General features: G+C 70.7%; 26 protein-coding genes and 3 tRNA genes. 11 read left to right on the top strand and 18 right to left on the bottom strand.

Going from position 1 to position 24,523, the window contains the following annotated elements:
* Window positions 1-59: 59 nt before the first annotated feature.
* Window positions 60-132: transfer RNA gene (locus tag IH09_RS12505), tRNA-Met, on the bottom strand.
* A gap of 47 nt (window positions 133-179) precedes the next feature.
* Window positions 180-252, bottom strand: a tRNA-Thr gene (locus IH09_RS12500).
* Window positions 253-434: 182 nt separating this feature from the next.
* On the opposite strand from IH09_RS12500, the gene IH09_RS12495 reads away from it, so the two are divergent.
* Both IH09_RS12495 and IH09_RS12490 read left to right on the top strand, forming a co-directional pair.
* Window positions 435-1,721, top strand: a complete 1,287-nt coding sequence (locus IH09_RS12495) for an amidohydrolase family protein (RefSeq protein WP_052856248.1) — start codon at window positions 435-437, stop codon at window positions 1,719-1,721.
* A 102-nt stretch (window positions 1,722-1,823) separates the two neighbouring features.
* On the top strand, window positions 1,824-2,486 hold the full coding sequence (locus IH09_RS12490) for an NAD(P)H-binding protein (protein ID WP_052856247.1): 663 nt from the start codon (window positions 1,824-1,826) through the stop codon (window positions 2,484-2,486).
* Between the two features lie 130 nt (window positions 2,487-2,616).
* Here IH09_RS12490 and IH09_RS12485 read toward each other — a convergent pair whose 3' ends face one another.
* Window positions 2,617-5,214: a SpoIIE family protein phosphatase gene (locus IH09_RS12485; protein ID WP_240151136.1), complete on the bottom strand. Its 2,598-nt coding sequence runs from the start codon at window positions 5,212-5,214 to the stop codon at window positions 2,617-2,619.
* Between the two features lie 408 nt (window positions 5,215-5,622).
* A tRNA-Tyr gene (locus tag IH09_RS12480) sits at window positions 5,623-5,704 on the bottom strand.
* A 188-nt stretch (window positions 5,705-5,892) separates the two neighbouring features.
* Here IH09_RS12480 and IH09_RS12475 point away from each other — a divergent pair.
* A complete protein-coding gene (locus IH09_RS12475; RefSeq protein ID WP_052856245.1) occupies window positions 5,893-6,381 on the top strand; it encodes a YajQ family cyclic di-GMP-binding protein in 489 nt (162 codons plus the stop codon).
* 28 nt (window positions 6,382-6,409) lie between these two features.
* Here the strand turns inward: IH09_RS12475 and IH09_RS12470 are convergent, their stop codons facing one another.
* Both IH09_RS12470 and IH09_RS12465 read right to left on the bottom strand, forming a co-directional pair.
* A complete protein-coding gene (locus IH09_RS12470) occupies window positions 6,410-7,732 on the bottom strand; it encodes a tyrosine-type recombinase/integrase (protein ID WP_052856244.1) in 1,323 nt (440 codons plus the stop codon).
* On the bottom strand, window positions 7,725-8,585 hold the full coding sequence (locus IH09_RS12465; protein ID WP_190233270.1) for a helix-turn-helix domain-containing protein: 861 nt from the start codon (window positions 8,583-8,585) through the stop codon (window positions 7,725-7,727). The genes IH09_RS12470 and IH09_RS12465 overlap by 8 nt, the downstream gene beginning before the upstream one ends.
* Before the next feature lie 96 nt (window positions 8,586-8,681).
* Here IH09_RS12465 and IH09_RS12460 point away from each other — a divergent pair, with 96 nt between their 5' ends.
* The 4 genes from IH09_RS12460 (at window position 8,682) to IH09_RS12445 (ending at window position 11,972) form a co-directional block, all read left to right on the top strand.
* The gene (locus IH09_RS12460; RefSeq protein WP_052856242.1) at window positions 8,682-8,900 is read left to right on the top strand and encodes a helix-turn-helix transcriptional regulator; all 219 of its coding nucleotides are present in this window, start codon (window positions 8,682-8,684) and stop codon (window positions 8,898-8,900) included.
* Window positions 8,901-9,043: 143 nt separating this feature from the next.
* Window positions 9,044-9,361, top strand: coding sequence for a hypothetical protein (locus IH09_RS12455; RefSeq protein ID WP_052856241.1), 318 nt, complete (start codon window positions 9,044-9,046; stop codon window positions 9,359-9,361).
* Window positions 9,358-10,404: a bifunctional DNA primase/polymerase gene (locus IH09_RS12450; RefSeq protein ID WP_052856240.1), complete on the top strand. Its 1,047-nt coding sequence runs from the start codon at window positions 9,358-9,360 to the stop codon at window positions 10,402-10,404. Before IH09_RS12455 ends, IH09_RS12450 begins: the two co-directional genes overlap by 4 nt.
* Window positions 10,405-10,529: 125 nt before the next feature.
* The gene (locus IH09_RS12445; RefSeq protein ID WP_110952246.1) at window positions 10,530-11,972 is read left to right on the top strand and encodes a hypothetical protein; all 1,443 of its coding nucleotides are present in this window, start codon (window positions 10,530-10,532) and stop codon (window positions 11,970-11,972) included.
* Window positions 11,973-12,695: 723 nt separating this feature from the next.
* Here the strand turns inward: IH09_RS12445 and IH09_RS38980 are convergent.
* Window positions 12,696-12,869 (bottom strand): hypothetical protein, encoded by a 174-nt coding sequence (locus tag IH09_RS38980; RefSeq protein WP_190233269.1) that lies wholly within the window; start codon window positions 12,867-12,869, stop codon window positions 12,696-12,698.
* Window positions 12,866-13,249, bottom strand: a complete 384-nt coding sequence (locus tag IH09_RS39820; RefSeq protein ID WP_052856239.1) for a hypothetical protein — start codon at window positions 13,247-13,249, stop codon at window positions 12,866-12,868. Before IH09_RS39820 ends, IH09_RS38980 begins: the two co-directional genes overlap by 4 nt.
* Window positions 13,250-13,432: 183 nt before the next feature.
* Here IH09_RS39820 and IH09_RS12435 point away from each other — a divergent pair, with 183 nt between their 5' ends.
* Window positions 13,433-13,711, top strand: coding sequence for a GntR family transcriptional regulator (locus IH09_RS12435; protein WP_052856238.1), 279 nt, complete (start codon window positions 13,433-13,435; stop codon window positions 13,709-13,711).
* Window positions 13,712-13,775: 64 nt separating this feature from the next.
* Here IH09_RS12435 and IH09_RS12430 read toward each other — a convergent pair whose 3' ends face one another.
* The 6 genes from IH09_RS12430 to IH09_RS12405 form a co-directional block, all read right to left on the bottom strand.
* Window positions 13,776-14,912 carry a methyltransferase domain-containing protein gene (locus tag IH09_RS12430; protein ID WP_318279442.1) on the bottom strand — a complete coding sequence of 379 codons (1,137 nt, stop codon included), beginning with the start codon at window positions 14,910-14,912 and terminating at the stop codon, window positions 13,776-13,778.
* 23 nt (window positions 14,913-14,935) lie between these two features.
* Window positions 14,936-15,850 carry a radical SAM protein gene (locus IH09_RS12425; protein WP_052856237.1) on the bottom strand — a complete coding sequence of 305 codons (915 nt, stop codon included), beginning with the start codon at window positions 15,848-15,850 and terminating at the stop codon, window positions 14,936-14,938.
* A gap of 191 nt (window positions 15,851-16,041) precedes the next feature.
* Window positions 16,042-16,407 carry a hypothetical protein gene (locus IH09_RS12420; RefSeq protein WP_052856236.1) on the bottom strand — a complete coding sequence of 122 codons (366 nt, stop codon included), beginning with the start codon at window positions 16,405-16,407 and terminating at the stop codon, window positions 16,042-16,044.
* A gap of 26 nt (window positions 16,408-16,433) precedes the next feature.
* Complete coding sequence (locus tag IH09_RS12415; protein WP_052856235.1) at window positions 16,434-16,670, bottom strand: hypothetical protein; 237 nt, start codon at window positions 16,668-16,670, stop codon at window positions 16,434-16,436.
* A gap of 109 nt (window positions 16,671-16,779) precedes the next feature.
* Entirely contained in the window at window positions 16,780-17,055 is a 276-nt protein-coding gene (locus IH09_RS12410; RefSeq protein ID WP_052856234.1) for a DUF7848 domain-containing protein, read from the bottom strand.
* A complete protein-coding gene (locus tag IH09_RS12405; protein ID WP_052856233.1) occupies window positions 17,052-17,306 on the bottom strand; it encodes a hypothetical protein in 255 nt (84 codons plus the stop codon). The genes IH09_RS12410 and IH09_RS12405 overlap by 4 nt, the downstream gene beginning before the upstream one ends.
* A 144-nt stretch (window positions 17,307-17,450) precedes the next feature.
* Here IH09_RS12405 and IH09_RS12400 point away from each other — a divergent pair, with 144 nt between their 5' ends.
* The 3 genes from IH09_RS12400 to IH09_RS12390 all read left to right on the top strand — a co-directional run bounded on the left by IH09_RS12400 (window position 17,451) and on the right by IH09_RS12390 (window position 19,652).
* Window positions 17,451-18,281 carry a helix-turn-helix domain-containing protein gene (locus IH09_RS12400; RefSeq protein WP_052856232.1) on the top strand — a complete coding sequence of 277 codons (831 nt, stop codon included), beginning with the start codon at window positions 17,451-17,453 and terminating at the stop codon, window positions 18,279-18,281.
* The gene (locus tag IH09_RS12395) at window positions 18,278-18,496 is read left to right on the top strand and encodes a DUF397 domain-containing protein (RefSeq protein WP_052856231.1); all 219 of its coding nucleotides are present in this window, start codon (window positions 18,278-18,280) and stop codon (window positions 18,494-18,496) included. Before IH09_RS12400 ends, IH09_RS12395 begins: the two co-directional genes overlap by 4 nt.
* A gap of 409 nt (window positions 18,497-18,905) precedes the next feature.
* Entirely contained in the window at window positions 18,906-19,652 is a 747-nt protein-coding gene (locus IH09_RS12390; RefSeq protein WP_110952245.1) for an antibiotic biosynthesis monooxygenase, read from the top strand.
* Window positions 19,653-19,700: 48 nt separating this feature from the next.
* Here IH09_RS12390 and IH09_RS12385 read toward each other — a convergent pair whose 3' ends face one another.
* The 4 genes from IH09_RS12385 to IH09_RS12370 form a co-directional block, all read right to left on the bottom strand.
* Window positions 19,701-20,093 (bottom strand): YccF domain-containing protein, encoded by a 393-nt coding sequence (locus IH09_RS12385; protein WP_052856229.1) that lies wholly within the window; start codon window positions 20,091-20,093, stop codon window positions 19,701-19,703.
* Between the two features lie 118 nt (window positions 20,094-20,211).
* Entirely contained in the window at window positions 20,212-21,075 is an 864-nt protein-coding gene (gene htpX, locus IH09_RS12380; RefSeq protein ID WP_052856228.1) for a zinc metalloprotease HtpX, read from the bottom strand.
* Between the two features lie 214 nt (window positions 21,076-21,289).
* Window positions 21,290-22,885: an NADH-quinone oxidoreductase subunit N gene (locus IH09_RS12375; protein ID WP_052856227.1), complete on the bottom strand. Its 1,596-nt coding sequence runs from the start codon at window positions 22,883-22,885 to the stop codon at window positions 21,290-21,292.
* Window positions 22,885-24,504, bottom strand: a complete 1,620-nt coding sequence (locus IH09_RS12370) for an NADH-quinone oxidoreductase subunit M (protein ID WP_052856226.1) — start codon at window positions 24,502-24,504, stop codon at window positions 22,885-22,887. The genes IH09_RS12375 and IH09_RS12370 overlap by 1 nt, the downstream gene beginning before the upstream one ends.
* Between the last annotated feature and the right edge of the window lie 19 nt (window positions 24,505-24,523).

The following is a 24,523-nucleotide window of genomic DNA, read 5'->3' as shown; positions in this document are numbered from 1 at the left end:
GATGAACGCATAAAAGAGTAGCCGATCGGAGGACCGACCCCACAATCGGCTACTGTAGGTAGCGGTGACCGGACTTGAACCGGTGACACAGCGATTATGAGCCGCTTGCTCTACCGACTGAGCTACACCGCTGTGATGTAAGAGTTCCCCGCCCGAAGGCGGGATACCTCACACATCAGAGCCCCAATACGGAATCGAACCGTAGACCTTCTCCTTACCATGGAGACGCTCTGCCGACTGAGCTATTGGGGCGAGCGATGAAGACATTACACGGACCGCAGCCAAAGGTGAAATCCGTATCCGGGCCCTGCCCCAGCCGCCCCGCGCACCACACCGGTACGACTATTCCGCGCCTGCTCGAAGCTCTCCCGGCCGCCCCATAGGCTCGGACGAACGCTGCGTGATCTTGCACGCCCGTGCCTTCGAGGAGCGCGATGTCCGACAGCAGTTCACCGCAGCCGCATCCCCAGCCGGACAGGCCGGACCAGCCGGGCGGCCCCGCCGGCACCGCCCGGCACCCCAAGCCGGACGCGGGCGCGCTGGTCCTGTGCGGCGCCCGGCTCGCCGACGGGCGCACGGTGGACGTACGGCTCGGCGGCGGGTGCATCGAGGCCGTCGGGACGACCGGCAGCCTCGGCCCGTACGGCGCCCGCATCGACCTCGCCGGCTATCTCCTGCTCCCCGCCCCCGCCGAACCGCACGCGCACTGTGACACCGCGCTGACGGCGGACTGCGACGGCCCCGCCGCCGACTCCCCCGAGGACGTCCAGCGGCGTACGACGGAGGCCGCGCTGCTGCAGCTCGGGCACGGCGCGACCGCCTGCCGCAGCCACGTCCGGATCGGCGACGTACAGGGCCTGCGCTCGCTGGAGGCGGTGCTCCAGGCGCGCCGGTCGCTGCGCGGGCTGGCCGATCTGGCGGCGGTGGCGGTGCCCCGGGTGCTGACCGGCGTGGCCGGCGCGGACGGGCTGGCGATGCTGCGGGACGCGGTGAAGATGGGCGCCTCGGTCATCGGCGGCTGCCCGGACCTGGACCCCGATCCGGCCGGGTACGCCGAGGTGGTCCTGGAGCTGGCCGGCGAGCACGGCTGCCCGGTGGACCTGCACACAGACGGTGACGACCCCGCGCGGCTGGCGCGCTTCGCGGCGATGGCCGGCGGACTGCGGCCGGGGGTCGCGATCGGGCCGTGCGCGGGCATGGCGCGGATGCCCCGGAGCGTGGCGACCCGGGCCGCCGAACAGCTGGCCGCCGCCGGTGTCGCGGTGATCTGCCTGCCGCAGGGCGACTGCACGGGCCTGGAGCGGCACGGCTCCCGGGTCTCCCGGCCGGCCCCGGTCCGGCTGCTGCGGGCGGCCGGGGTGCGGGTCGCGGCGGGCAGCGGGGCGCTGCGCGATGTGGCCAATCCGGTGGGCCGCGGCGATCCGCTGGAGGCCGCGTATCTGCTGGCGTCGCTGGGTGAGGCCACGCCCGAGGCCGCGTACGAGACGGTGAGCACGGCGGCGCGGGCGACGCTGGGCCTGCCGGAGGTCCGCGTCGAGGCGGGCTTCCCCGCCGAGCTGCTGGCCGTCCGCGGCGAGCGGATCGCCGGGGCGCTCTCGCTCGCCTACAGCCGGATCGTGGTGCACCGCGGGCGGGTGGTGGCGCGTACCAGCGCGGTGCGCGAGTACTGCGACTCGGCGGCCGAGGTGGCGCTGGAGCTGCCCCGGCAGTCGCAGCGCTGACGCCGGGGCCGGCCCGGTCGTCCCGCCGTCCGGTCGTCCGGAGTGGCCGACGCCGCCCCGTCCCGGCGGTGCGGCGCGGGAGTTGCGCGTACGGTCGGCATCATGCGCATTGTCATCGCAGGTGGACATGGTCAGATCGCGCTTCGGCTGGAGCGGTTGCTCGCCGGGCGCGGGGACGAGGTCGCGGGCATCGTCCGGCGGCCCGGACAGGCCGGGGACGTGCTGGCCGCGGGAGCCGAACCGGTGGTCTGCGACCTGGAGTCGGCGACGGTGGCGGATGTCGCGCGCCATCTGGAGGGCGCGGACGCGGCCGTCTTCGCCGCGGGCGCGGGCCCCGGCAGCGGCGAGGCCCGCAAGGACAGCGTGGACCGCGGCGCCGCGGTCCTCTTCGCGGACGCGGCCGAGGCGGCCGGGGTGCGGCGCTTCGTCGTGGTCTCGTCGATGGGCGCGGACCGCGAACCCCCGGCGGACACCGACCCGGTCTTCGCGGCCTACCTGCGCGCGAAGGGCGCCGCGGACGCGGACGTACGCTCCCGCGCCGGACTCGACTGGACGATCCTGCGCCCCGGCCGGCTGACGGACGACGTCGGAACGGGCCTGGTGACGCTGGCCGACGCGACCGGCCGCGGCGCGGTGACCCGCGACGACGTGGCAGCCGTGCTGGCCGCCCTGCTCACCGAACCGGCCACCGCCGGCCGGTGCCTGGAACTGGTCAACGGCGATGTCCCGCTGGCCGACGCGGTACGGGCGGTGGCCGCGCACTGAGGCGGCGTGCCGGCGGGTGCCGGTCCGCTCCTGCGGGTGAGCGACCGCCGCACAGGTGACAGGCCACCGCCGTAAAGCCCGGCCGGTACGCGCTCGGCCGGGCCGTACGGCGGCGGTGCGGCGCGCGCCCTCAGAAGAGCGGCTGTTCGGCCCAGATGACCTTGCCTTCCGAGGTGTACCGGGTGCCCCACCGTTCGGCGAGCTGGGCGACGAGGAACAGGCCGCGGCCGCCCTCGTCCTCCGCGGCCGCGTAGCGCAGATGCGGTGAGGTGCTGCTGGTGTCGGAGACCTCGCAGATCAGGCTGCGGTCGCGCAACAGGCGTACGTGGACCGGGCCGGAGGCGTGCCGGATGGCGTTGGTGATCAGCTCGCTGAGGATGAGTTCGGTGGTGAACACCGCATCGTCCAGGCCCCACCGCGTCAGCTGCCGGCTGACGTCGGCGCGGGCGCCGGCCACGGCCGCGGGGTCGGTGGGCAGCTCCCACTCGGCGACCTGACCGGCCGCCAGGACGTGGGTGCGGGCGACGAGCAGGGCGATGTCGTCACTCTGCTCGGCGGGCGGCAGCACGTCGAGCACCGCCTCGCAGATCTCCTGCGGCGACCGGCCGGGGGCCGCCAGCGTGCGGCTGAGGATCTCCAGCCCGGCGTCGATGTCCCGCCTGCGGTCCTCGATCAGCCCGTCGGTGAACAGGACCAGGCTGCTGCCCTCGGGCAGCGGCAGTTCCGTGGCCTCGAAGGGCATACCGCCCAGACCGAGCGGCGGGCCGGCGGGGAGTTCGGGGAACCGTACGGTGCCGTCGGGGTGGACGAGGGCCGGCAGATGGTGGCCCGCGCGGGCCAGGGTGCAGACTCCCGAGACCGGGTCGTAGATCGCGTACAGGCAGGTGGCGCCCGCGATCACGGGTTCCCCCTCCGCGGCGGACGCCTCCTGGTCGATGCGGCCGACCAACTCGTCGAGATGTCCGAGGAGTTCGTCCGGCGGCAGATCGAGGGAGGAGAAGTTCTGCACCGCCGTGCGCAGCCGGCCCATCGTGGCGGCGGCGTGCAGACCGTGGCCGACCACGTCGCCGACGACCAGGGCGACGCGGGCGCCCGGCAGCGGGATGACGTCGAACCAGTCGCCGCCCACCCCCGACTGGGCGGGCAGGTAGCGGTAGGCGATGTCGAGGGCGTTCTGCTCGGGCAGGCCGCGCGGCAGCAGGCTGTGCTGCAACGTCACGGCCAGGGCGTGCTCGCGCGTGTAACGGCGCGCGTTGTCGATGCACACCGCGGCGCGCGCCGCCAGCTCCTCGGCCAGCGACAGATCGTCCGCCTCGTAGGGGCCGCTCTCCTCGGTACGCCAGAAGTTGACGATCCCCGTCAGCACGCCCCGGGCCTTCAGCGGGACGGTGATGAGCGAGTGGAACCCGTAGTCCAGGACCCGCTCGGCGTGCGCGGCCCCCTGCGTACGCCAGTCGACGGCGGTCCGCAGGTCGGGGACGAGCACCGGATGCCCGCTGATGAACCCCGTGGCCTGCGGAGTGGGCGCGGCGTACGTCACCGGCTCGCCCACCGGGTACAAGGGGTGGTCGTCCCGGGCGCCGCGGACCGCCACCCGGCGCACCTCCGCCGCCGAGCCGCGCACCGCCACCGGCGGCTCCTCGCCCCGCAGGACGGCCGGGGCGAGATCGACGCTGACGTAGTCGGCGAACCGGGGGGTGGCGACCTCGGTGAGCTCCTCGGCGGTACGCGCCACGTCGAGCGTCGTCCCGATGGCGACGCTCGCGTCGTACAGCAGCCGCAGCCGGCCGCGCGCGACCTCGGCCTTCCCCGCGAGCGCGCGCAGCTCGGTGGTGTCCCGCAGGGTGGCCACGCTGCCGGGCGGGCCGCCCCGGCGGTCCGTGGGCCGGTGGTTCACCGCCAGCAGCCGGTCCCCGACGGGGAGCACCTCGTCGGTGGCGACGCGCCGGGAGGCCAGCAGTCCGGCCGCGCGGGCGTCGAGGCCGAGGTCGGTGACGCGGCGCCCCTCCGCGTCCGGGGGCAGGTCCAGGAGGCGGCGCGCCTCGTCGTTGGCGAGCAGGACCCGGCCGTCGCCGCCGATGATCACCACGCCCTCGCGCACCGCGTGCAGTACGGCGTCCTGGTGCTCGTACATCCGGGTCATCTCGGCCGGGCCGAGTCCATGGGTCTGCCGCTGCAGCCGCCGGCTCACCAGCGCCGCGCCGCCGGTCGCCAGGACGAGCGCGGCGGCGCCGGCGCCGAGGAGCACCGGCAGCTGACGGTCGATCGCGCTGCTCACCCGGCTGACCTTGATGCCGGACGCCACCAGGCCGACGACCGCGCCGTGCGCGTCGGTGACCGGGACCACCGCCTGCTCCTCGTCGCCCAGCGGGCCGTGCACGCTCTCGGTGGTGGTGCGGCCGGCCAGCGACGGTCCGATGGTGCCGACGAACTTCTTCCCGATCTCGGCCGGCAGCGGGTGGGTGTAGCGGATGCCCTGCCGGTTGAGCACGGCGATGAAGTCCACCTGGCCCTTTTTGCGTGCCGCTTCGGTCAGCGGCTGGAGCACCGCGGTCGGGTCGGGGCCGCGCAGCGCGTCCACCAGTCCGGGCCCGTGGGCGAACGCCTCGGCCGCGGCCAGCGTACGGTCGCGGGCCGCCTGGAACCTGTCGCTCCGCGCCTGGAGCAGCAGCGTGGCCACCGCGGCCACCACGAGCAGCAGCACGATCAGCAGTTGCAGCACGAACATCTGCCCGGCGACGCTGCGGACGCCCGCCAGCGACTTGGGACGCCGCGCCGACGGCACCCGCGAATCCGGGCTCCGCTCTCGCCGCTCGCGCCTGTGCCCCGGGAGCCAACTGGCGAGCCATCGGCCCGTGAGCCCCCAGGAACGGCTCCGGATTCGGGCCATACCCCCATATCTACCCCGCCACTCCCCCCGCCGCGAGCGCTACGCACCGGCACGGCCCACGGGAGCGACCGGCCCGGTGAACCGGTCACCCGCCGCACGGACGCCGCGAAGCCGCCGGAAATTCGCCGCTGGAGGGAGCGAGCGGGGCGAAGAGCGCAGAGGGCGCGAAGAGGGCACGAGGAAAACCGCATGGCAAAACGGCCCCTGAACTGCATTAATGCAGTTCAGGGGCCGTTTTTCCACCTGTGGCGGCGCCAGGATTCGAACCTGGGAAGGCGAAGCCGGCAGATTTACAGTCTGCTCCCTTTGGCCGCTCGGGCACACCGCCAGGGTTTGCTGCCTGGAGGCCCGCTGTAAGGCGGTTTTCCGGGGCAACGACGTAAACCATACCCGATGGCTGGGGGTGGTTCGCCACTCGATTCCGCACTGCTGGATCACGGGTGGGTGGCTAGGCTTGCGGGGCGGTCCGGATGGGCCGTACCCCTGACGGATCTACGTACGAGGAGCCAACTCAATATGGCCGACTCCAGTTTCGACATCGTCTCGAAGGTCGAGCGGCAGGAGGTCGACAACGCCCTCAACCAGGCCGCCAAGGAGATCTCGCAGCGCTACGACTTCAAGGGCGTGGGCGCGTCGATCGAGTGGTCGGGCGAGAAGATCGAGATGCGGGCCAACGCCGAGGAGCGGGTCAAGGCCGTGCTCGACATCTTCCAGTCCAAGCTCATCAAGCGCGGGATCTCGCTGAAGTCGCTGGACGCGGGCGAGCCGCAGCCCTCGGGCAAGGAGTACAAGATCTTCGCCTCGATCGAGGAGGGGATCTCGCAGGAGAACGCGAAGAAGGTCGCCAAGATCATCCGCGATGAGGGCCCGAAGGGCGTCAAGGCGCAGGTGCAGGGCGACGAACTCCGGGTCACGTCGAAGAGCCGGGACGACCTCCAGGCGGTGCAGCAGCTGCTCAAGGGGAAGGACCTGGACTTCGCGATCCAGTTCGTGAACTACCGGTGATCAACCGGCCTGACCTGCACGAACGCAGCTAGGCAGACTTTGCAGGGCACAACGGGGGCACATCGCCGAGGACAGCCTCGACGGCGGCCCGCGTTGTGTCTTCCTCATCGGGCCACAGGTGCGTATACGTGTCGAGCGTGATCGATGGCTTCGTGTGCCCGAGACGCTTCTGCACGGTCTTCACGTTCTCACCGTGCTTGATCAGCAGCGAGGCGTAGAAGTGCCGCAGGTCGTGCAGGCTGGCGCCTTCGGGGATCACTACCCGGGCCGGTTCGCGCCCCTCGGGCTTGCCGGCGCGTACCCATGCCGCGTGTGCAGTGTCGTACGCCTTGGTGAGCGCCTCGCCCGCAAGCTTGCGGGACCTCCCCCACACCTGCGACCAGGCGCCGCGCCGGAACACTTCGCGACGCTGATTGAGGAAGAGGAGCCGCGCCGTGCGGGTCCGGGGTTTCCGCGGGTCCGTACGATCCTCGATCTTCACGCCATGCGCCGGGAACTGTTCGAGATGCGCGGCGAGTGCGTCGACCACTGCTTTCGTGAGCGGCACCGTGCGATAGCTCTGATGGGTCTTGGGTTCGCCGAGGTACGGCTCGCCGTCGTCCGGGTCGACGAGTTGCTGACGCACCTTGGCCTCCCGGCGCAGGAAGTCGATGCAGTCGACCTCCAGGCCGAACAATTCCCCTTGGCGCAGCCCCGATGACGCCGCGAGCAGGTACAGGGCGCGGAATCTCGGCGCCGCCGCTTCGATGAGCGCCCGTACCGCGTCGTTATGCAGGGGCGTGACCTCGACTCTCCGCTGACGCGGAAGCCGGACGCCGTCACACGGGTTGCTCGCGATGATCCGGTCCCGTACGGCCGACTTCAGGGGCGTGACCAGATAGGCGTACGTGACCTCTAGAGTCGAGGGCGCGAGCACCTGCGAACGGTCCTTGATCCAGGCTTGTATGTCCGACGCCCGTATGCCGGCAACCGGGCGATCACCGAACATCGGATAGATGTGATTGCGCAGCCCACGCTCAACACGTGACGCCGTGGTGGGCCGGTGCACTGCGGACATGCGCCACCGCTCGGCGACGGCTCGGAAGCTCTCCTTGCCGGCCGAGGGGTCGATGTACAAGCCGCGATCGAGGTCGGCCTTGATGGTGGCCGCGCGCGTGTCGGCGTCGGCCTTCTTTCCGAAGTTCTCTTTGCACTGCTTCCCGCCGGCGTCACGCCAGCGGACTTGCCACCGCTTCCCCTTGCCGTGGTCGCTGCTCGGCACGAGCTTGCGCGTCTTGCTGGTGTGCTCGCCGCACTCCTTGTCGTCCTTACCCGGACGGGACTTGTGCCAGCGGTCGTAAACCTCAGCCATCCGTTTCCCTCCGCTTGCTGGACAGACCCTCTGCCGCTGTGGGTGCCGTGCGTTCGTGCTGCGTACTACGCCGTCCCCCGTACGCCTTCACGACTGGTTCCAGCTCGGCCAAGAGCGCTCGTGTGATGTGACCGCGTGCGGACTGGAGGGCGCGCCTCCCTTCCGGTAGGTCGCCCCGCTCACGTAGGCGCGCCTCGCGTTCCGCGGCCAAGCCGTGCCCCCAGGTCTCGCGCGCCGCGTAGGCGACGTAATGCGGCGTGACGCCGAGTCGCTTCGCCGCCTTGGCCTCCGCTTCATCGGGCTTGTCCTGCGTGTAGCGCACCTGTGCGTCGGCCGGCCAGGGGGAGCGCTCCGACAGCTCTGTCACCACCTGCGCCACGCGGCTGGCCAACTCCTCTCCGGTCTGGTCGCTCCACCCCTTCACGTGCCAGCCGCCGGGGGTCCGCAGGGCGCGGGCACTGGGGCTGTAGTCCCCGCCGAGCACGCGCCGCACCTCGCGGTCGTAGACGCCCAGGTCGGGCGTCAGCCAGACCGTTCCCTCGGGCAGCAGCTCCCCCAACGGGCGCCCATAGATCAACGGCAGTACGACCAGCTCGACGGCGGAAAGCGCGCGCTGCCCGCGCTCAATCTGGCCCACAGTTGGGCGGTGCCACGAGAGCCCGAGCTGTTGCGCAGTCCGCGCCACGTCTTCGGCTGTACGCCCCTCCTCCTCCCGCACGCGCTGCAACTGTCGGCCGATCGCCTTACCGAAGGCCGGGGCCTCTTCCAGTGCCCGCGTCCACTGTTCGTCGACGCCACCGGCGGCTGTGGAGCCGCCTTCCCGTTCTCGCTCGTTGCCATCACTTCGACTCATGGAGCGAAAGAATACCTTCCGCTGGACACGAGTGCGAAAGATCGTTAAGTTTCGAGAGAACGATTTGATAACGCTTCAGCCGGAGGAATCGACACCATGTCTCGCGCTCAACTCACCAGCCTCGCCGCCCCGAAGCACCGCAAGCTCGCCACCGCGCAGGAGCTCGCCGACTACTGCGGCGTACCGCTCACCACGGTCTACCAATGGAGTCACCGCGGGGGCGGCCCCCGCATGATCAAGGTCGGCCGCCACCTGCGCGCCCGCTGGGAGGACATAGAGCGCTGGCTCGACGCCCACGCCACCGACGCCGCGTGATGCGCACCCCGCTCGCTCACCCCACCAACAAGGGCCGCCGGCGCAGCCACGCCGACGGCCCGAACGCCCTCGCCCACCACTTCACCAGTGACCAGCGGCACCGGGTGTCTCACCACCCGGGCCGCTCTGAAGGACGCATCACCGTGCAGACTACGCACCCCCGCAGCTCTCTCACCCCGCCCGCCATGGCCTACAGCCTCCCCGTCCGGCACGGATGGGTCGCGCTGCCTCAACCGACTCGGGAGTTCGGTGGGCTAGCCCCTGTCCCGTATGGCTACCGGGCTGACGTCTACATCGGGGCCGCGCGCGATATCGATGCGTACACCGCTCAGCAGCTCGCCTCCGCCCTGGTGAACTGCGCGTTCTACAGCGTGCGCGGCACCGATCCGCAGGGCCTCGCCGCCGTTGGTGACGCGCTGTCTGCCCTGATCGGCGACGTCGCAGCGGGGAGGACCGTTTGAGTTCCCCGGCTCCCGATCCGCTGCGCGTCGCCCTGTGGCTGGCCGGCCAGGGCTACGCCGTGCACCCGCTCGCCCCTGGCTTGAAGGTGCCCGTGCGCGGCTGCGGCCGCTGCTCCCCCGGTGCCTCCGACCGCCCCAACCCTGCCTACGTTGAACGCGACGGGCGCACTTGCCCCTGCCACGCCCAGGGGCTCCCTTGTCATGGGGTGCTGGCCGCCACGACTGACCCCAACCGCCTCACTACCTGGTGGGCGAACATGCCCGCGGCCGGGGTGGGTGTGGCCGCCGGGCCGTCCGGGCTGGTGATCCTCGACGTCGATTGCCACGGCGGAGAGACGCCCATCGATCCCGAGCGGCTGCTGCCCGGCGTTGAACTGCCCGGCGACATAGCCTCAGGCAGTGTCGTTGACGGCCGCGACGTTCTTGCGCTGCTGGTGGAGGCGCGACGCGCCACGCTGCCCGGCTGCGCCCCGGAAACCCTCACCGTCCGCACCCCCTCGGGTGGGCTGCACTACTGGTTCCGGGTCCCCGCCGGTACGCAGTGGCGCCCCCAAGCAGGGGCGCTTGGCTGGCAGTTGGACGTGCGCGCCGGATCGTCGTACGCCGTCGCCCCGGGCACGGTCACCCGTCAGGGCACCTACACCGCGCTCGGGGACTGCCGCACGGTCGCCGAGTTGCCCGTGTGGCTGGCCCGTGATCTCGACCGCACCGGGCACCGCGTACGCCCTGAGCGGCCCCGCGTCGTCCTGCCCTGGCGCCCCCGCCGGATGGGCAACGGGTACGTGGCTGCTGCCGTTGAGGCAGAACTGCGTGCAGTCGCCGAGGCGCAGCCCGGCACTCGGAACGGCACGCTCAACCGCGCTGCGTTCAGCCTGGGTACCTTGTGCGGCGCCGGCCGCCTCGACCGCGCCCAGGTCACCGACGTCCTCACCGACGCCGCCCGGCATGCAGGGCTGCCCGAACGCGAGGCCGAGACCGCGATCCGTTCCGGACTGGCCGCCGGCCAGAACCACCCGCGCACCATGACCGGGGCCGCCGCGTGACTCCTGCCCCGACCTTCAACCCCGCAGCCGCGGCGCGCTCCATCGTCCCCTTCCCCCGATCGGAAGCAGGCGCGGAGCCGCCCCGTGCTCCGAAACCTGAGCGGAAGCCGCCGCAGGCCGATCTGTTGCGCGTACTCGGACAGAACCGCTTCCGCTACCTGCGCCACAACGGCGCCCCCTACGCCGTCCCCCACCACGGCCCGCCGGTCGCCGTACCGCTGCGTGGCACCGCCCACAGCGGATCAGGGAGTCTGCGCCAACACCTCATCCGGGTATGCGTGACCGAGCACAACTTCACCCCCTCGCAGTCCGCGCTCGCTGACGCACTGGCCGCCCTCGACGCGCTCGCCATGAACGCCCCCGAGACCGAGCTACCCCTGCGCATCGCCCCCGACCCGGACGACCCCGCGGTGACCTGGCTCGACCTCGGCCGCCCCGACGGGGAATCGGTACGCCTTGCCCCAGATGGCTGGACGCTTACCCTCCCCGATCCCGAGGCCGGGCCGGTGTGGCGGCGCAGCAAGCTGATCGCCCGCCTACCGCGCCCGGACCGTCCGGCCGGCGGCTGGCAAGCAGGCATCGAGGAGTTCGCCACGCTGCTGCCGTTCACGCCCCAGACGCTGCCGCTGGCCGTCGGCTGGCTGCTCGCTGCCCTGCGTCCCGGCATCCCCCGGCCCGTCGCCTATCTGACGGGCGAACAGGGCACGGGCAAGAGCACGTCGGGACAGATGCTCGCCGGCGTCATCGAGGGTCCACGCGCGCCGCTGCGCCAGGCGCCCGAGAACCCGCGGGACCTCGGGCCGACCACAGCGGCCGGGTGGGTGCTCGCCCTCGACAACCTCTCGGGCATGCACGGCTGGCTGTCCGACGCCCTGTGCCGCATCGTCACCGGCGACGCCCAGGTAACCCGCGCCCTCTACACCGACGACGACGTGAACGTACTCACCTACCAGCGCCCTGTGCTGCTCACCGGAATCGACCTCGGCGCGCTCCGCAACGACCTCGCCGAGCGCATGCTGCCCCTCGAACTTCAACCCATCCCACGAAACAAGCGTCGCACCGCCGGAGCCCTGTGGGCCGCTTACGAGCGGGCGCACCCACGCATCCTCGGAGCGCTGCTCGACCTCGCCGCCGCCGTGTGGTCAGAACTTCCCCATGCTGCGGCAGAGTTGACCGAGCGTCCGCGACTGGCTGACTTCGCCGAACTGCTGCACGCCCTCGACCGCGTCACCGGCTGGCACAGCCTCGACGCCTTCAACAGGGCACAGGACACGCTCAACGATGCCGTTCTCGACGGTCACCCGGTCGCCGCCGCCCTGCGAGCATGGACGGCCTCTCCCGCCTTCCCCGCCGGTGGCTGGCGCGGAACCATGACGGAGCTGCACGACCTGCTTGGCGACCGAGGCGGGAAGTTCACCAAGGGATGGCCCCAAACCCCCGCCATCCTCAGCGCCCGCATCCGCCAGGTTGCCCCCGCACTCCGCTCCCGCGACATCCATGTCAGCCGCGCCACGGGCAGCAACAAGAACGGCAAGCTGTGGGCCATAACCTACGCCCCAACGCCATAACCCACCCCCGCACGACGCGCCCCGGCACGGCACCCGCCGACCGGGGCGCAACCACGTCCGGGGGACGCATGGGGGACGACGGGGGACGCGCCCAAGGTCACCAGGCGTCCCCCACTACGCCCCGCTTCTGCCTGCGGAAACGGACGAACGACCCCAGGTGGGGGACGCGGGGACGCCTCACCCCCTCTCCTCTCTGTCCCATTGAGGAGAGGGGAGAGGAAAGTAGAGAGCAGCCCAGAAACAGCGTCCCCTACGTCCCCGCCGTCCCCAGCCCGCCGCGGAAGTGTCCCGCCGCGACCGGTCGTGTCCTTGCCCGCGCCCGCGCGCGCGAATATCACACCGCAACGACACTTCCACCCAAGGCGTCTGCGTGGCGCCGCGCAGAAGGTTTCCGCCGCCAAGCGCCATTGTTGACGTCAGCCCCAACGATGCCGCCACCATGTCAGGGGTGCATAGGGGATGGTCCCGCCGCGACGCGGCGTCAGCAGCACATCGACCATTTTGGGGGCGCCCTCAAAATGGTCACCGCAATGGGTCCTGGGGTGCCTCCCCTCCCCCACTGCAAGCGTGTTGTGGGTCGGCAGATGTACGGGGTTGGGCCCCGCACTCCGGTACGGCTCACCTCTCCGTCGTCACCAATTCGCCCAACGCCAGGCGCATCTGTGCGCAGGAACGATGAAACCCCCGCCCGAGGACCGGACGGGGCAAGGTGTAGCGCTTCAGTCAGCCGCGTAGCGGCGCGGCGGCCTCCCCAGGAAGTGGGCCCGGGATCAGGCGGGGCGCGCAGTCCGGGCAGGCGTACAGCGTCACGCTGGGGCCGCTCGCCCGTTCGACATAGCGCACCGCGACCGGGGCAAGGGTCAGCCGCTCACAGCGGCAGCAGACAGCGCCGCTCACGCTCCCACCGCCACCCTGGCCGTACGGGCACCGGGCCGGACGTGCACGCCGTGAATCGTGGCCGGGCCCACGTCGATACCGCGTAGGGCCATGTCGAGCGCCCAGCGCCGTTCAGCCTGGGCCCGCTGCTTCGCGTCGTCCGGCCGCCTGCGGGGCTCCGCAAGCACGTACGGACGCACGGGGCTGATCGTGTCCACGAACGGATGCTTCTCGGCCGCCTCGCGGGCATACGGGCTCTTGCGCTCCGGCAGCAAGCGCAAGGGCCGCGAGGACGGGGCAGGCGCCGGTTCGGGCGTGGGGGCAAGGGTGGCGCGGTGCTTCCCGCGCGCGGGGATCAACAGCGCGAGGAGGCGCACAAGGCGCACGATAAAGTCAGTCACGTTCGTCAGCTCCCTAAAGCTGATGGGCCATGCCCCCGGACGTTCGCCGCGTCGCGGGGGTCTTCTTGTGGGCTGACCCTAGACCTACCTGTAAAGGCCTGTAAAGGCCTGTAAAGGCCTGTAAAGGCCTGCGTGAGCCTGTCAGAGAGTGCCGGTATGCCGCCGGCCGGATACCTTCGGCCCATGGAGTACGGGCCGGATGACCAGGTAGAGCGCGACGCGCCCGACGCGCCGTTTCAGCAACTCGCGGGGATCTTGCGCGCACGGGTGAAACGCGGCGACTGGAAACCCAACCGCGCCATCCCCGGCGAGAACACCCTCGCCGACGAGTACGGGCTTTCCCGCCCGACCGTCCGCCGGGCGATTGCTGTACTGGCCGAGGAAGGGCTCGTTTACGCGGTGTCGGGGCGCGGTACCTACGTAGCCGAGCGGAAGCAGGACGGGGCCACCCCGAGCACGTAAGGCTCCGTCCGTCCGTTACGGGGAACAGCGGGCGGACGGAGCGGCAAGGGGTACGGGCGCCGTTCTATTCGATGGTGGCCACCCATTCGCCTCGTTCGATGTGGCACACGCCGTCGGGCTCGACGCGGACGCGGGAGCCGTACAGGCCGAGACTGCCCTCGGTGTTGAACTTGTGGCGGATGCGTTCCAGCTCGCCCCACAGCCGACGGGGGCCGCCCTGGTGAACGGTCGGGGGGGCGGTCCGGTGCGCCTCGGCGCGGGCCCACGATCCGTCAGTGTGGATCATGTACGCCGTCTGGTGCCCGTCTGGGCCCTCTTCGTGGCGGTGCATAATCCCGGGGGCGGTGAGTTCGAGCATGGTCCACAGGTCCCACGCCTCCATCACTTTCAACACGGGGTAACGGCCCGTGCTGACCTCCTCGCCCTCTTTGTTGCGGAGTTCGAGGAACCACTCGGCGCGGCCGGGCGGGTAGTTGTCGCCGTGGCGTGTGGTCATGAATCCGGCCCAGTCGCGTTCGACGCGGCCGACCGCGCCGCCGTCCGTAGTCTTCTCTACGCCGATGATGAGGCAGGTGTCGGCGATGTTGGTCACCAGCCGTCCGCCCGTGCGCAGAGCCGCGAGCAGCGTCGGCGGGATACGGGGCAGTGACACCGTGCACACGATGCGGTCCCACTGGCCAGGTAGCGGCTCCATCACGTCCGCTGTCAGCGCGCGGGGGGCGAGGCCGGCGGCGTCCAGCCGTTCGGCCGCGGCCTTGGTCAGGTAGGGGTCTACGTCGATTGTGGTCACGCGCTCGTTGCCGAACCGGTGGGCGAGGAGTGCGGCGCCGTATCCCGATCCGGTCCCCACGTCGAGGATGTCGAGGCTCTCAGCAGGGCGGACGTGGCGGTACATCTGCAACGTCAGCGAGGGCAGTGTTGCCGATGAGGTGGGCAGTCCCTCGGGGTGGTCGTCGGGGTGGGCGTGGTCTGCGTGCAGGGGGCCGATGCGCGTAAGAACGGTCATGTCGCTGTAGGCGACGCGCATCCACAGGTCCGGATCGGCCGGCCCGTCGGCCAGTACGGGGCCCGTCGGCTCTTTCCACCACCAGCGGGGTACGAACAGGTGGCGGGGCGTGCCCGCGACGGCGCCACGCCAACGGGACTGTGGGTGTGTCACTTTCTCCGCCAGCATGGCGGCGTGCTTGTGCCAGTCGGTCAACGTTGTCTCCCTGGTAGTGGGTGTCAGACGGGGAACTTGGGCAGACAGGCGGGCTGTCCCGGCTGGCATGCGGAGTCGTCGGGAGCACATCCGGTCTGGCCGGGGGACGGCTGGCAGGAGTCCTCTTGGGGGGTGCAGGTGTCGGGGACACAGGTGCCGGCGTTCCTTGGGATCGTTGCCATCTGGTCGGCCCATGCGGGCCCGGTCAGGATCTCGGCGAGTGACTGTTGCCGGATGGTGCCGGCGGTCATCCAGCGGGACATGACGCACGGGGTGACGATGCCGTCGGGGTTGATGGCGGCGCGGTCGGAGCCGCAGCGTCCGCACAGTTCCGCCGGGCTGTGGATGTTCACGCCGGTGGTGTTGCCGTTGCCGATGGCGCGTACGCGGTCAATGCCGATGTGTCCTGTGACGCCGAGTTGCCGCAGTTCGGCGAGGGCCCCGTTGACGTTCTGTTCTTCGAGGACGTGGATGATGCCGGCGCGCAGCGGGATACCGCGGCGGATGGCTTCGGCGACGTTCGCCTTTGTACGGGCGTAGGAACCGCGCCCGCCGGTGATCTTCTCGTGTTCGGCCGCGTGATTGCTGTAGTAGCTGGTGGCGAGGGTGACACCGTCCTGTTCGAACGCGTGCCACATCGAGGGGCGGATGTGAATGAGGTTGGTGAACACCTCTACACGGATGCCCAGGGACAGCGCGCGATTGATGAGCTGCGGAAGGTAGGGGTGGAGGGTCGGTTCGCCCCCGATGTACTGCACCATGGTCACGCCGAGTTCGCTGGCCTGCGCCAAGAGTGCGAACCAGTTTTCGCGGGTCATGGTGCCGTGGCTGCCGGTCGGTCCCGACTGTGCGTAGCAGTGCGTCTTGCAGGTGTTCTGGCACTGGCCGGTGATCTCCAGCGCGAGCGACGTTACGCCAACGGCGGTGCGCTCATCCATGACTGTCAACGCGATCTCCTTCGGTTGATGTTCCGACGTTGGACCGGCCGCCCTCTTCGGGGGAAGAGGGCGCCAGGGTGACCGTTCCGGCCCGTGGGCCGTGCGTGGGAGACATGGGACAACGGGGCGGAACGGAGTGGTACCGGCGGCCGGGCGGGGCTGTCCTCCTTCTCCCGCCGGGCCGCCGGGGTTCAGGGGCGGCCGGGTGAGCCGCGGGGGTCGACCACGTCGAGCAGCACCTCGACGGCCTCGGCCATCGCCACCAGGCCCATGTCCGTCTGGCCGTACAAAGCCTCGGTGAGGTGCTTCACAGCCAGCGCTACCGGTTCGTCGTCACAGGCGCTGGGGTGTCGACGAACGATGGGCACCAGGACCGCGGCATGTGTCCGCAGACGGGGGCGTGAGCGGTAATCCAACGGATCGGCGTCGGCCGCGGCCTGCTTGATCGGTGCGTCGGGCTGCTTGATGCTGACCGAAGCGGGCGCGCCGTGGGCGTCCACACAGGCGGTGGTGATCGCGGCCGGCGGGGTGATGCCGATCAGTGCGAGGACCGACAAGGGTCGCCATAAGGAATCGCGGCCGCTCATCTCGCCGCTTCGATCGCATCTGGCGACGTCGTCCATTCAAGGCCGCCGCCCTCGGGCGCCAGCCATGCCACCGGCGGCGCGTTCGGCACCATGATGACCAGGCCGTACCGGTTGTCTTTCGAGTCCGGCGCGATGGCGCGCAGAACGCCAACCCGGTCGTCGTGTGCGTGGTCAACGACCAGGCGACCAATCAGCGGGTGCGACTGGTGGCCGAGTCCCAGTGAGGTGGTCATCGCGTGCCCTCCAAGGTCACCGGTAACCCGACGTCGAGGGCACACTCGGAACAGATGGTGATGTCGACGCGGCCGAGTACGGGAACCGCGGGACGGGCCAGGGCGAAAGTCACGCCGTACCCCCGTTCGCCCGCACCAGCTCGCCCATCCCCGTCGGGGGCTCCATGACCGCGTAGTCCGAGAAGATCCGGAAGTAGCGGCGGTGCCCGGTCTCCTGCGCGTGCTTGCGCATCCACTCCTCCACGCCGTCAGGAGTGAGCTGCGGACCGGACTCGGCCTCACACTGCGAGTCGTCTCCGGATACGCACTCGGCCTCGTAGGTGGGCTCTGCTGACTCGTCCTGGCCGACGGTGAACGGGACGTAGCGGAACACACGCCAGGTCATGCCCTCGCCCCCTTCCGTCGCGCGCTCCCGTCGGGCCGGAGTGCGGCGGCAAGCGCGCGGGCCGTCCCCACGTTGCAGCGCCCCAAGTCGATCAGCGCGAGCGGGGCAGGCCCGACGCAGGTAGCGGCGTCGAGTCCGAGGGACGGCAGTTGCACCCCCGCCGCCTTGAGCGCATCGCGCAGTTCATCGCGCGCCTGTTCGGCGTCTCTGACCTTGTCCATGGCCGTCTGCTGCCTGCCTACCGTCGTCATGCCTGCCACTCCGTAGCCGTTGGTCGTTCGTCCCTCACGCTGAGCGGGTACTTACGTTGTGTACTCCCAGCATCACCAGCGCGACGTACGCTCAACAGACCGGAAGCCATTCCAACGGAAGCGGAATACTGGGGAGTTGAATAAGTGAGCGAGGCAGTCGACCAGGCGCGCGAACCCGCGAACGGTGCCGCCTACTTCGGCGTGGAGACCAAGGCGCTACGGGAAGCCTTGGGGCTGTCTCAAGGGAAGTTCGCGGAGAAACTGCACTACCAACAGGCGCAAGTCAGCAAGGTTGAAAACGGAACCGTGCTCGCGTCCGAAGCCTTCGCAGAGGCTATGGACCGTGTCGCCGGAACGCCGGGCGTGTACGCCCGTCTTCGCGCCAAGCTGGGCAAGCAGGGGCATCCTGAATGGTTCGTGCCGTACATCACCCTTGAGGAGTCCGCGAGCGGGATCACGGACTACTCATGCACGTTCCTTATAGGCCTGTTGCAGACCCCGGAGTACGCAGCAGCCGTCATACGCGCCGCTTTTCCACGCGAGACAGAGGACCAAATCAAAGAGCGCGTCGAGCTACGCATAAGGCGGCGGGCCGTCATTGAGCGTGATGAACCACCGCTCTTGTGGGTCGTGATCCATGAAGCTGTCTTGCGTGCGTGCGTCGGTGGTCGTTCCGCCCTGATCGGGCAGCTTGAACACCTGACCGTGCAGATGACATCACCCCATGTCACGGTTCAAGTGCTGCCGTACAAAGCCGGCGCCTCGCCCAGCCACTTGCCGTTTACGCTGCTCTCGTTGAACGGCGCACCCCACGCGGTCTACACCGAGACCCCCACCCATGGCGGTCAAGTGGACGACAGCTCCGGCGTGGTGGCGAAGGCCGTTGGCATGTTCGATCGGCTTCGCATGGCGGCACTGTCCGAAGAAGAGTCGCTGACCCTAGTTCGCAAGATCATGGAGGATCACGCCAAATGAGCAGCACGCCCGACCCTCAGCCCATGCGGTGGGTCAAGAGCACCTATAGCGGCGGCGAGGGACAGTGCATTGAATGGGCACCCGCCCACGCGCACGCAACGGGTGAGTTCCTGGTCCGGGACAGCAAGGACCCGCACGGCCCGGCGCTTACCTTCGAATCGTCCGCTTGGTCGTTGTTCGTCACCGCCGTCAAGGGCGGGGAGTTCCCCGTCTGACTCCCGAGCAGCCCCCAAGTATGCGGCCCTCGCCACGCAGCGAGGGCCGTTGTCGTATTGGCAGGCGCGCCCCACCGGTCGCTACTTGCAGCGGGCCGAGTGCCGCATGCCCTCCCGTGCCCCGAGGGCACAGTCAGGGCACAAGGGCGAGGAAAGGCCCGGAAAACGGCGGCAACTACTGAACGTAGTTTTCGCAGCTCACGGGCCCTTCCGAAGCAAGATCGCAGGTCAGACGATCAAGCGGGAAGTCCGTGAACTACCGGTAGGCACTCCCGGCCGGCGGCGGGCCGCCGGTGTCGGAGAGGTGGCCGGGTGGGGCGGTGTGCCGTGGGCGCGCCGCCCCGCCGGTATGCCGGGGCCCCACCCATGGGCTTGACCTCAACTTTGGTTCAGGTCGCAGGGTGGCGGCATGACTTCACTTCATGACGAGGGCACCGGACATGCCGGGCGCCCCGGATACGACGAGCAGCCCGGATTTCTTGTCGACGCTTTTCCCACGATCCGGCGTCCGGATGCCGGAACCGTGCTGATCGGTGAGTGGGACGCGGGCGGCCCCGAGGGGCAGCGGGCCGTGCTGGACGGTGTCGCGCGCGCCTGGGCGCGGACGCCGCTGCCCACGGGCTTTCTGTCACGGGTGCTGCTCGCCGGGACGGACGGCCGCAGCGTGCTCAACTACGCGCAGTGGACGAGCGATGCGGCGCACCAGGAGTTCGTCCGGACCGAGCGCACGGGGCTGCGGGAGCGGGTCGCGGCGGCGCTGGACGGGGCCGGCGTGGCCGGCGATCCCGGTCCCACGCGCTTCCGGCTGCACGGCAGCCTGCTGCGGGACGAGTCGCCGGCGCCGGGCTGCGTGGTCCGCGTCGCCTTCCGCACGACGGGGCACGGCGCCGCCCGGCAGCTCGTCGACGGTCTGCTGGACATGTTCGGCGGCCGGCAGGGCGGCGACGGCGGGATCGCCTCGCACTTCCACATCAGCGAGGACGGCGGACAGGTCGTCAACTACAGCGAGTGGACGGACGCGGAGTCGCACGAGCGGATCGTCGGCACCGCGTTGCGCGACGGCGGGCGGGTGATGGACTTCATCGCGAGTGTGCCGGGCGTGGAGCCGCAGGGGTTCCGGCGCTACACGGCCCCTCGGGGGCTCGTACGGGTGTGAGGCCCGGACGGGGCGAGGGGCCGGGGCGCTGTCGGTGGGCCGGGGCGGTCAGCGGGTGGCGAACGGCTGGTCGGTGGGGACGATGTCGCGGCCCAGCGGCATCAGGGAGACGGGGATCAGCTTGAAGTTGGCGATGCCGAAGGGGATCCCGATGATCGTCACGCACAGGGCGATGCCGGTGACGATGTGCCCCAGGGCCAGCCACCAGCCCGCGAAGATGATCCAGATGACATTGCCGATCGCCGAGCCGACCCCGGCGTCATGGCGCATGACGGTGGTGCGGCCGAAGGGCCACAGGGCGTAGCCGGCGATCCGGAAGGACGCGATGCCGAAGGGGATCGTGATGATCAGGATGCAGCAGATGATTCCGGCGACGACATAGCCGATCGCCATCCAGAATCCGCTGAGGACCAGCCAGAGAACGTTGAGGATGAGCTTCATGATCGGCAGCCTTCCACGGGCACGAATGTGTCTGCCGTGCCAGACGCTCCGGCCATGGTAAATCGTTGCAGTCGAAGGGCGATATCAGACCTGAGGGGGACACCGGCGGGCATGCACCCTAGGGGCGGTGGCCCGCCATCTGTTCGAGACGGGTGATGCGCTCGCGCATCGGGGGGTGGGTGGAGAAGAGCTTGGACATGCCCTCGCCCGCCCGGAAGGGGTTGGCGATCATCATGTGGCTGGCGGTCTCGATGCGCGGTTCGGGGGGCAGCGGGAGCTGCTGGGTGCCGGCCTCCAGCTTGCGCAGGGCGGAGGCGAGCGCCAGCGGGTCGCCGGTGAGCTGAGCGCCCGAGGCGTCCGCCTGGTACTCGCGGGAGCGGCTGACGGCGAGCTGGATCAGTGAGGCCGCGATCGGGCCGAGCAGCATGATCAGCAGCATGCCCACGATGCCGGGGCCCTCGTCGTCGTCGGAGCGGCCCACGGGAATCAGCCAGGCGAAGTTCACCAGGAACATCACCACGGAGGCGAGGGCTCCCGCGACGGAGGAGATGAGGATGTCGCGGTTGTAGACATGGCTGAGCTCATGGCCGATGACGCCGCGCAGCTCGCGTTCGTCGAGCAGTTGGAGGATGCCGTCGGTGCAGCAGACGGCGGCGTTGCGCGGATTGCGGCCGGTGGCGAAGGCGTTGGGGGCCTGGGTCGGGGAGATGTAGAGGCGCGGCATGGGCTGGCGGGCGGCCGTGGAGAGCTCGCGGACCATGCGGTAGAGCTTGGGTGCCTCGAACTCGCTGACGGGGCGGGCGCGCATGGCCTTGAGGGCCAGTTTGTCGCTGTTCCAGTACGCGTAGGCGTTGGTGCCCAAGGCGACGACGACGGCGATGATCAGGCCCGTACGGCCGAAGAGGCTGCCGATGACGATGATGAGTGCGGACAGTCCCCCGAGGAGTACGGCGGTCCTGAGCCCGTTGTGCCGGCGGTGCACGGTACGCCCTCCAAGCGGTGCGGCAGGGGAACCCTTTGCTTCGTTTCTCCACTCTCCAGTGGACCCTTACTCACTGGTCAACGCGAGATGTGGAGAGCTAGTTCCCTTGTGCACGCGGGGCGCGGCGGCGCGAGGCCGGGGCGGTGTACGCGGCGGTGTACGGCCGTCCGGGTGGCTGCGGACCCGGCGCGGGACCGGCGCGGCCCCGCAGCGGCTAGAGGAGGGCGCCCGAGGCGAAGCGGAGGACGAGCTGCGGAGCGCCGGAGAGGGCGATGCCGAGGACGGCGGCGAGGGCGATGGCGGTGGTCAGTGTGGCCGGGACCGCGGCCCGGAGCGGCGCCGCGGCGGCGGCTTCCGCGGGCTCTCCCACCGGCTCTCCCGTTGGCCGTTCGGCGCCTTCCCCGGCTCCCCGGAAGAGGACCGCGGTCCACTGGAGGTAGTAGTAGAGCGCGATCGCGACGTTGACGGCCATGACGACGGCGAGCCAGCCCAGCCCCGCGTCGACGGCCGCGGAGAAGACCGTGACCTTGGCGAAGAGGCCGATGACACCCGGCGGCAGACCGGCGAGGCAGAGCAGGAAGAAGCCGAGGGCGAGGGCGGCAAGCGGATGCCGGGCGTACAGGCCCCGGTAGTCGGCGATGCGGTTGGCGGGGCGCGTACGGGCCACCAGGGCGGCGACGGCGAAGGCGCCGAGGTTCACCGCCGCGTACATCAGGGCGTAGGCGACGGTGGCGCCGATGGCGTGCGCAGGATCGCCGGTGTAACCGGCCGCCGCGATCGGGACCAGGAGGTAGCCCGCCTGGCCGACCGAGGACCAGGCGAGCAGCCGGACGGCGCCGTGCCGGCGGTCCGGGTCCTGGCGGAGGGCGGCGACGTTGCCCGCGGTCATGGTGAGCGCGGCGAGGACGGCCATCGCCGGACCCCAGACGTGCGCGTACGAGGGGAAGCCCCGGACTGTGACGAGGATCAGCCCGGAGAAGCCGACGGCCTTGCCGACGACGGAGAGGTACGCGGCGATGGGGAGCGGCGCGCCGACGTAGGTGTCGGGCACCCAGAAGTGGAACGGGACGGCCGCGGTCTTGAAGGCGAAGCCGACGAGGGTGAGCGCGACGCCGGCGGCCGCCAGGGTGGCCAGCCGGGGGTCCGGCAGGGCGGTGAGGGTGTGCGCCACCTGGGAGAGGTGGAGGCTCCCGGTGGCCGCGTACAGGAAGCTCACGCCGAGCAGCGTCACGGCGGTGGCGACGACCGAGGACAGGAAGAACTTGAGGGCGGCCTCCGAGGAGAGCCGGTCGCCGCGCCGCAGTCCGACCAGGGCGAAGGCGGGCAGTGAGGCGACTTCGAGGGCGATGACGAGGGTGGCGAGGTCCCGGGAGGCGGGCAGCAGGGCCGCGCCGGCCGCCGAGGAGAGCAGCAGGAACCAGTACTCGCCGGCCGGCAGGCGGTGCTCCTTGACGGCGTCGACGGAGAGCAGCGCGGTCAGCAGCGCGCCGGCCAGCACCAGGAACTGGATGACCAGGGCGAACGGGTCGGCCACATAGCTGCACACCTCCGCCGCGAGCGCGGAATGCCCGCCTGCCGGGGCGGTGGCGGGCGACGGCTGGGCGAGGCAGAAGGTGGCGCGGTGGCCGCCCAGGAGGGGCAGCAGCGAGAGTGCGGCGAGGGCGAGCCCGCCGGTCGCGATCCAGCCCAGCAGCGGCTTCCTGGCCGCGGGGAGGAAGAGGTCGGTGACGAGCACCACCAGGGCGGCGGCCGCGGTGAGGGTGGGCGGCGCGATGGCGAGCCAGTCGACGGACTGGACCAGGGACGTCATCACTTACCGCCTCCGAGGAGCTGCTGGACGGCCGGGTCGGTGAGGCCGAGGAGGGCCGCGGGCCAGAGTCCGGCGAGGACGGTGAGGACGGTCAGGGGGGTCCAGGCCGCGTATTCGTAGCCCGCGATATCCGCGACAGCGGGGGCGGGTGCGGGTGCGGGAACGGGGGCGCTGTCGGGCGCGGGCCCGGCCGGTGTCGCGGCCGGGGTGCCGCCCATGCAGACGCGGCGGACGACGAGCAGCAGGTAGGCGGCGGTCAGCAGGGTGCCGAGGCCGGCCAGCACCATGAAGGTGAGGAAGGCGGGGCGGCTGAGGCCCGCGGCCGGCCGGAACGCACCGAACATGGCGAGCATCTCGCCCCAGAAGCCGGCCAGACCGGGGATGCCCAGGGAGGCGACGGCGCCGAAGGCGAGCAGCCCCCCGAAGCGCGGCGCCCTGCCGTACAGGGCCGCTCCGGTGCGGCCCGCGAGCCGGTCGAGGTCGGTGCTGCCGCAGCGGTCCTTGAGGGCGCCGACCAGGAAGAAGAGCAGACCGGTGATCAGGCCGTGCGCGATGTTGGCGAACAGCGCGCCGTTGACGCCGGTGGGGGTCATGGTGGCGATGCCGAGCAGGACGAAGCCCATATGGCCGACGGAGCTGTACGCGATCAGCCGCTTGAGGTCGCCCTTGGCGCCCTTGCGGACCAGGGCGAGGCAGGCGAGCGATCCGTAGACGATGCCGACGGCGGCGAACGCGCCGAGGTACGGCGCGAAGGTGTGCATCCCGTCGGGCGTGATGGGCAGCGCGATACGGACGAACCCGTACGTACCCATCTTCAGCAGGACACCGGCCAGCAGCACCGAGCCGACGGTGGGGGCGGCGGTGTGCGCGTCCGGCAGCCAGCTGTGCAGCGGCCACAGCGGGGTCTTCACGGCCAGTCCGATGCCGACGGCGAGCACCGCGACGAGCTGAACCGTGTGGCTGAGCTGGGCTTTCGGGCCGTTGTCAGTGGCGAGTGCCACCATGTCGAAAGTGCCGGATTTCACGCCGATGAGGAGGAGGCCGAGCAGCATCACGACGGAGCCGAGCACCGTGTAGAGGATGAACTTCCAGGCGGCCGCCTGCCGTTGCGCACCGCCCCAGCGGGCGATCAGGAAGTACATCGGGATGAGGACCGTCTCGAAGGCGAGGAAGAACAGCACGAGATCGAGGACGGCGAAGGTGGCGAGGGTGCCGGCCTCCAGAAGGAGCAGCAGGGCCACGAATGCCTTGGGTGACGGGCCCGTTGGCATCCGGAAGTAGCTGTAGAGCGCGCAGAGGAAGGCCAGCAGCGCGGTCAGGACGACAAGGGGGAGCGAGATGCCGTCGACGCCTAGGTGGATGCGGATGCCCAGGGCCGGGATCCAGCTGATGTCCGTGGTGGCCTGCATACGGCCGGGATGGCCGTGGTCGAAGCCGGCGGCCAGCGCGATCGCGACGGCGAGGACGGCGCCGGTGACGGTCACACCGTGGCGCAGTACGGCCTGGTCGGGGCCGCGGCCCCGCAGTCCGGGCGGGGCCGGCAGCAGGGCGCCGACCGCGCCCAGCAGGGGGAGCACGACGAGTGCCGCGAGGAGGAGTTGCAGAGCGGTGGGGTTCACGGGTCAGGCGCTCCTCAGG

It is taken from the genome of Streptomyces celluloflavus, from assembly GCA_000720995.1.
GTDB lineage: Bacteria > Actinomycetota > Actinomycetes > Streptomycetales > Streptomycetaceae > Streptomyces > Streptomyces celluloflavus.
Note: the sequence above shows the minus strand (reverse complement) of the source record. Positions and strands in the feature narration are given on the sequence as shown.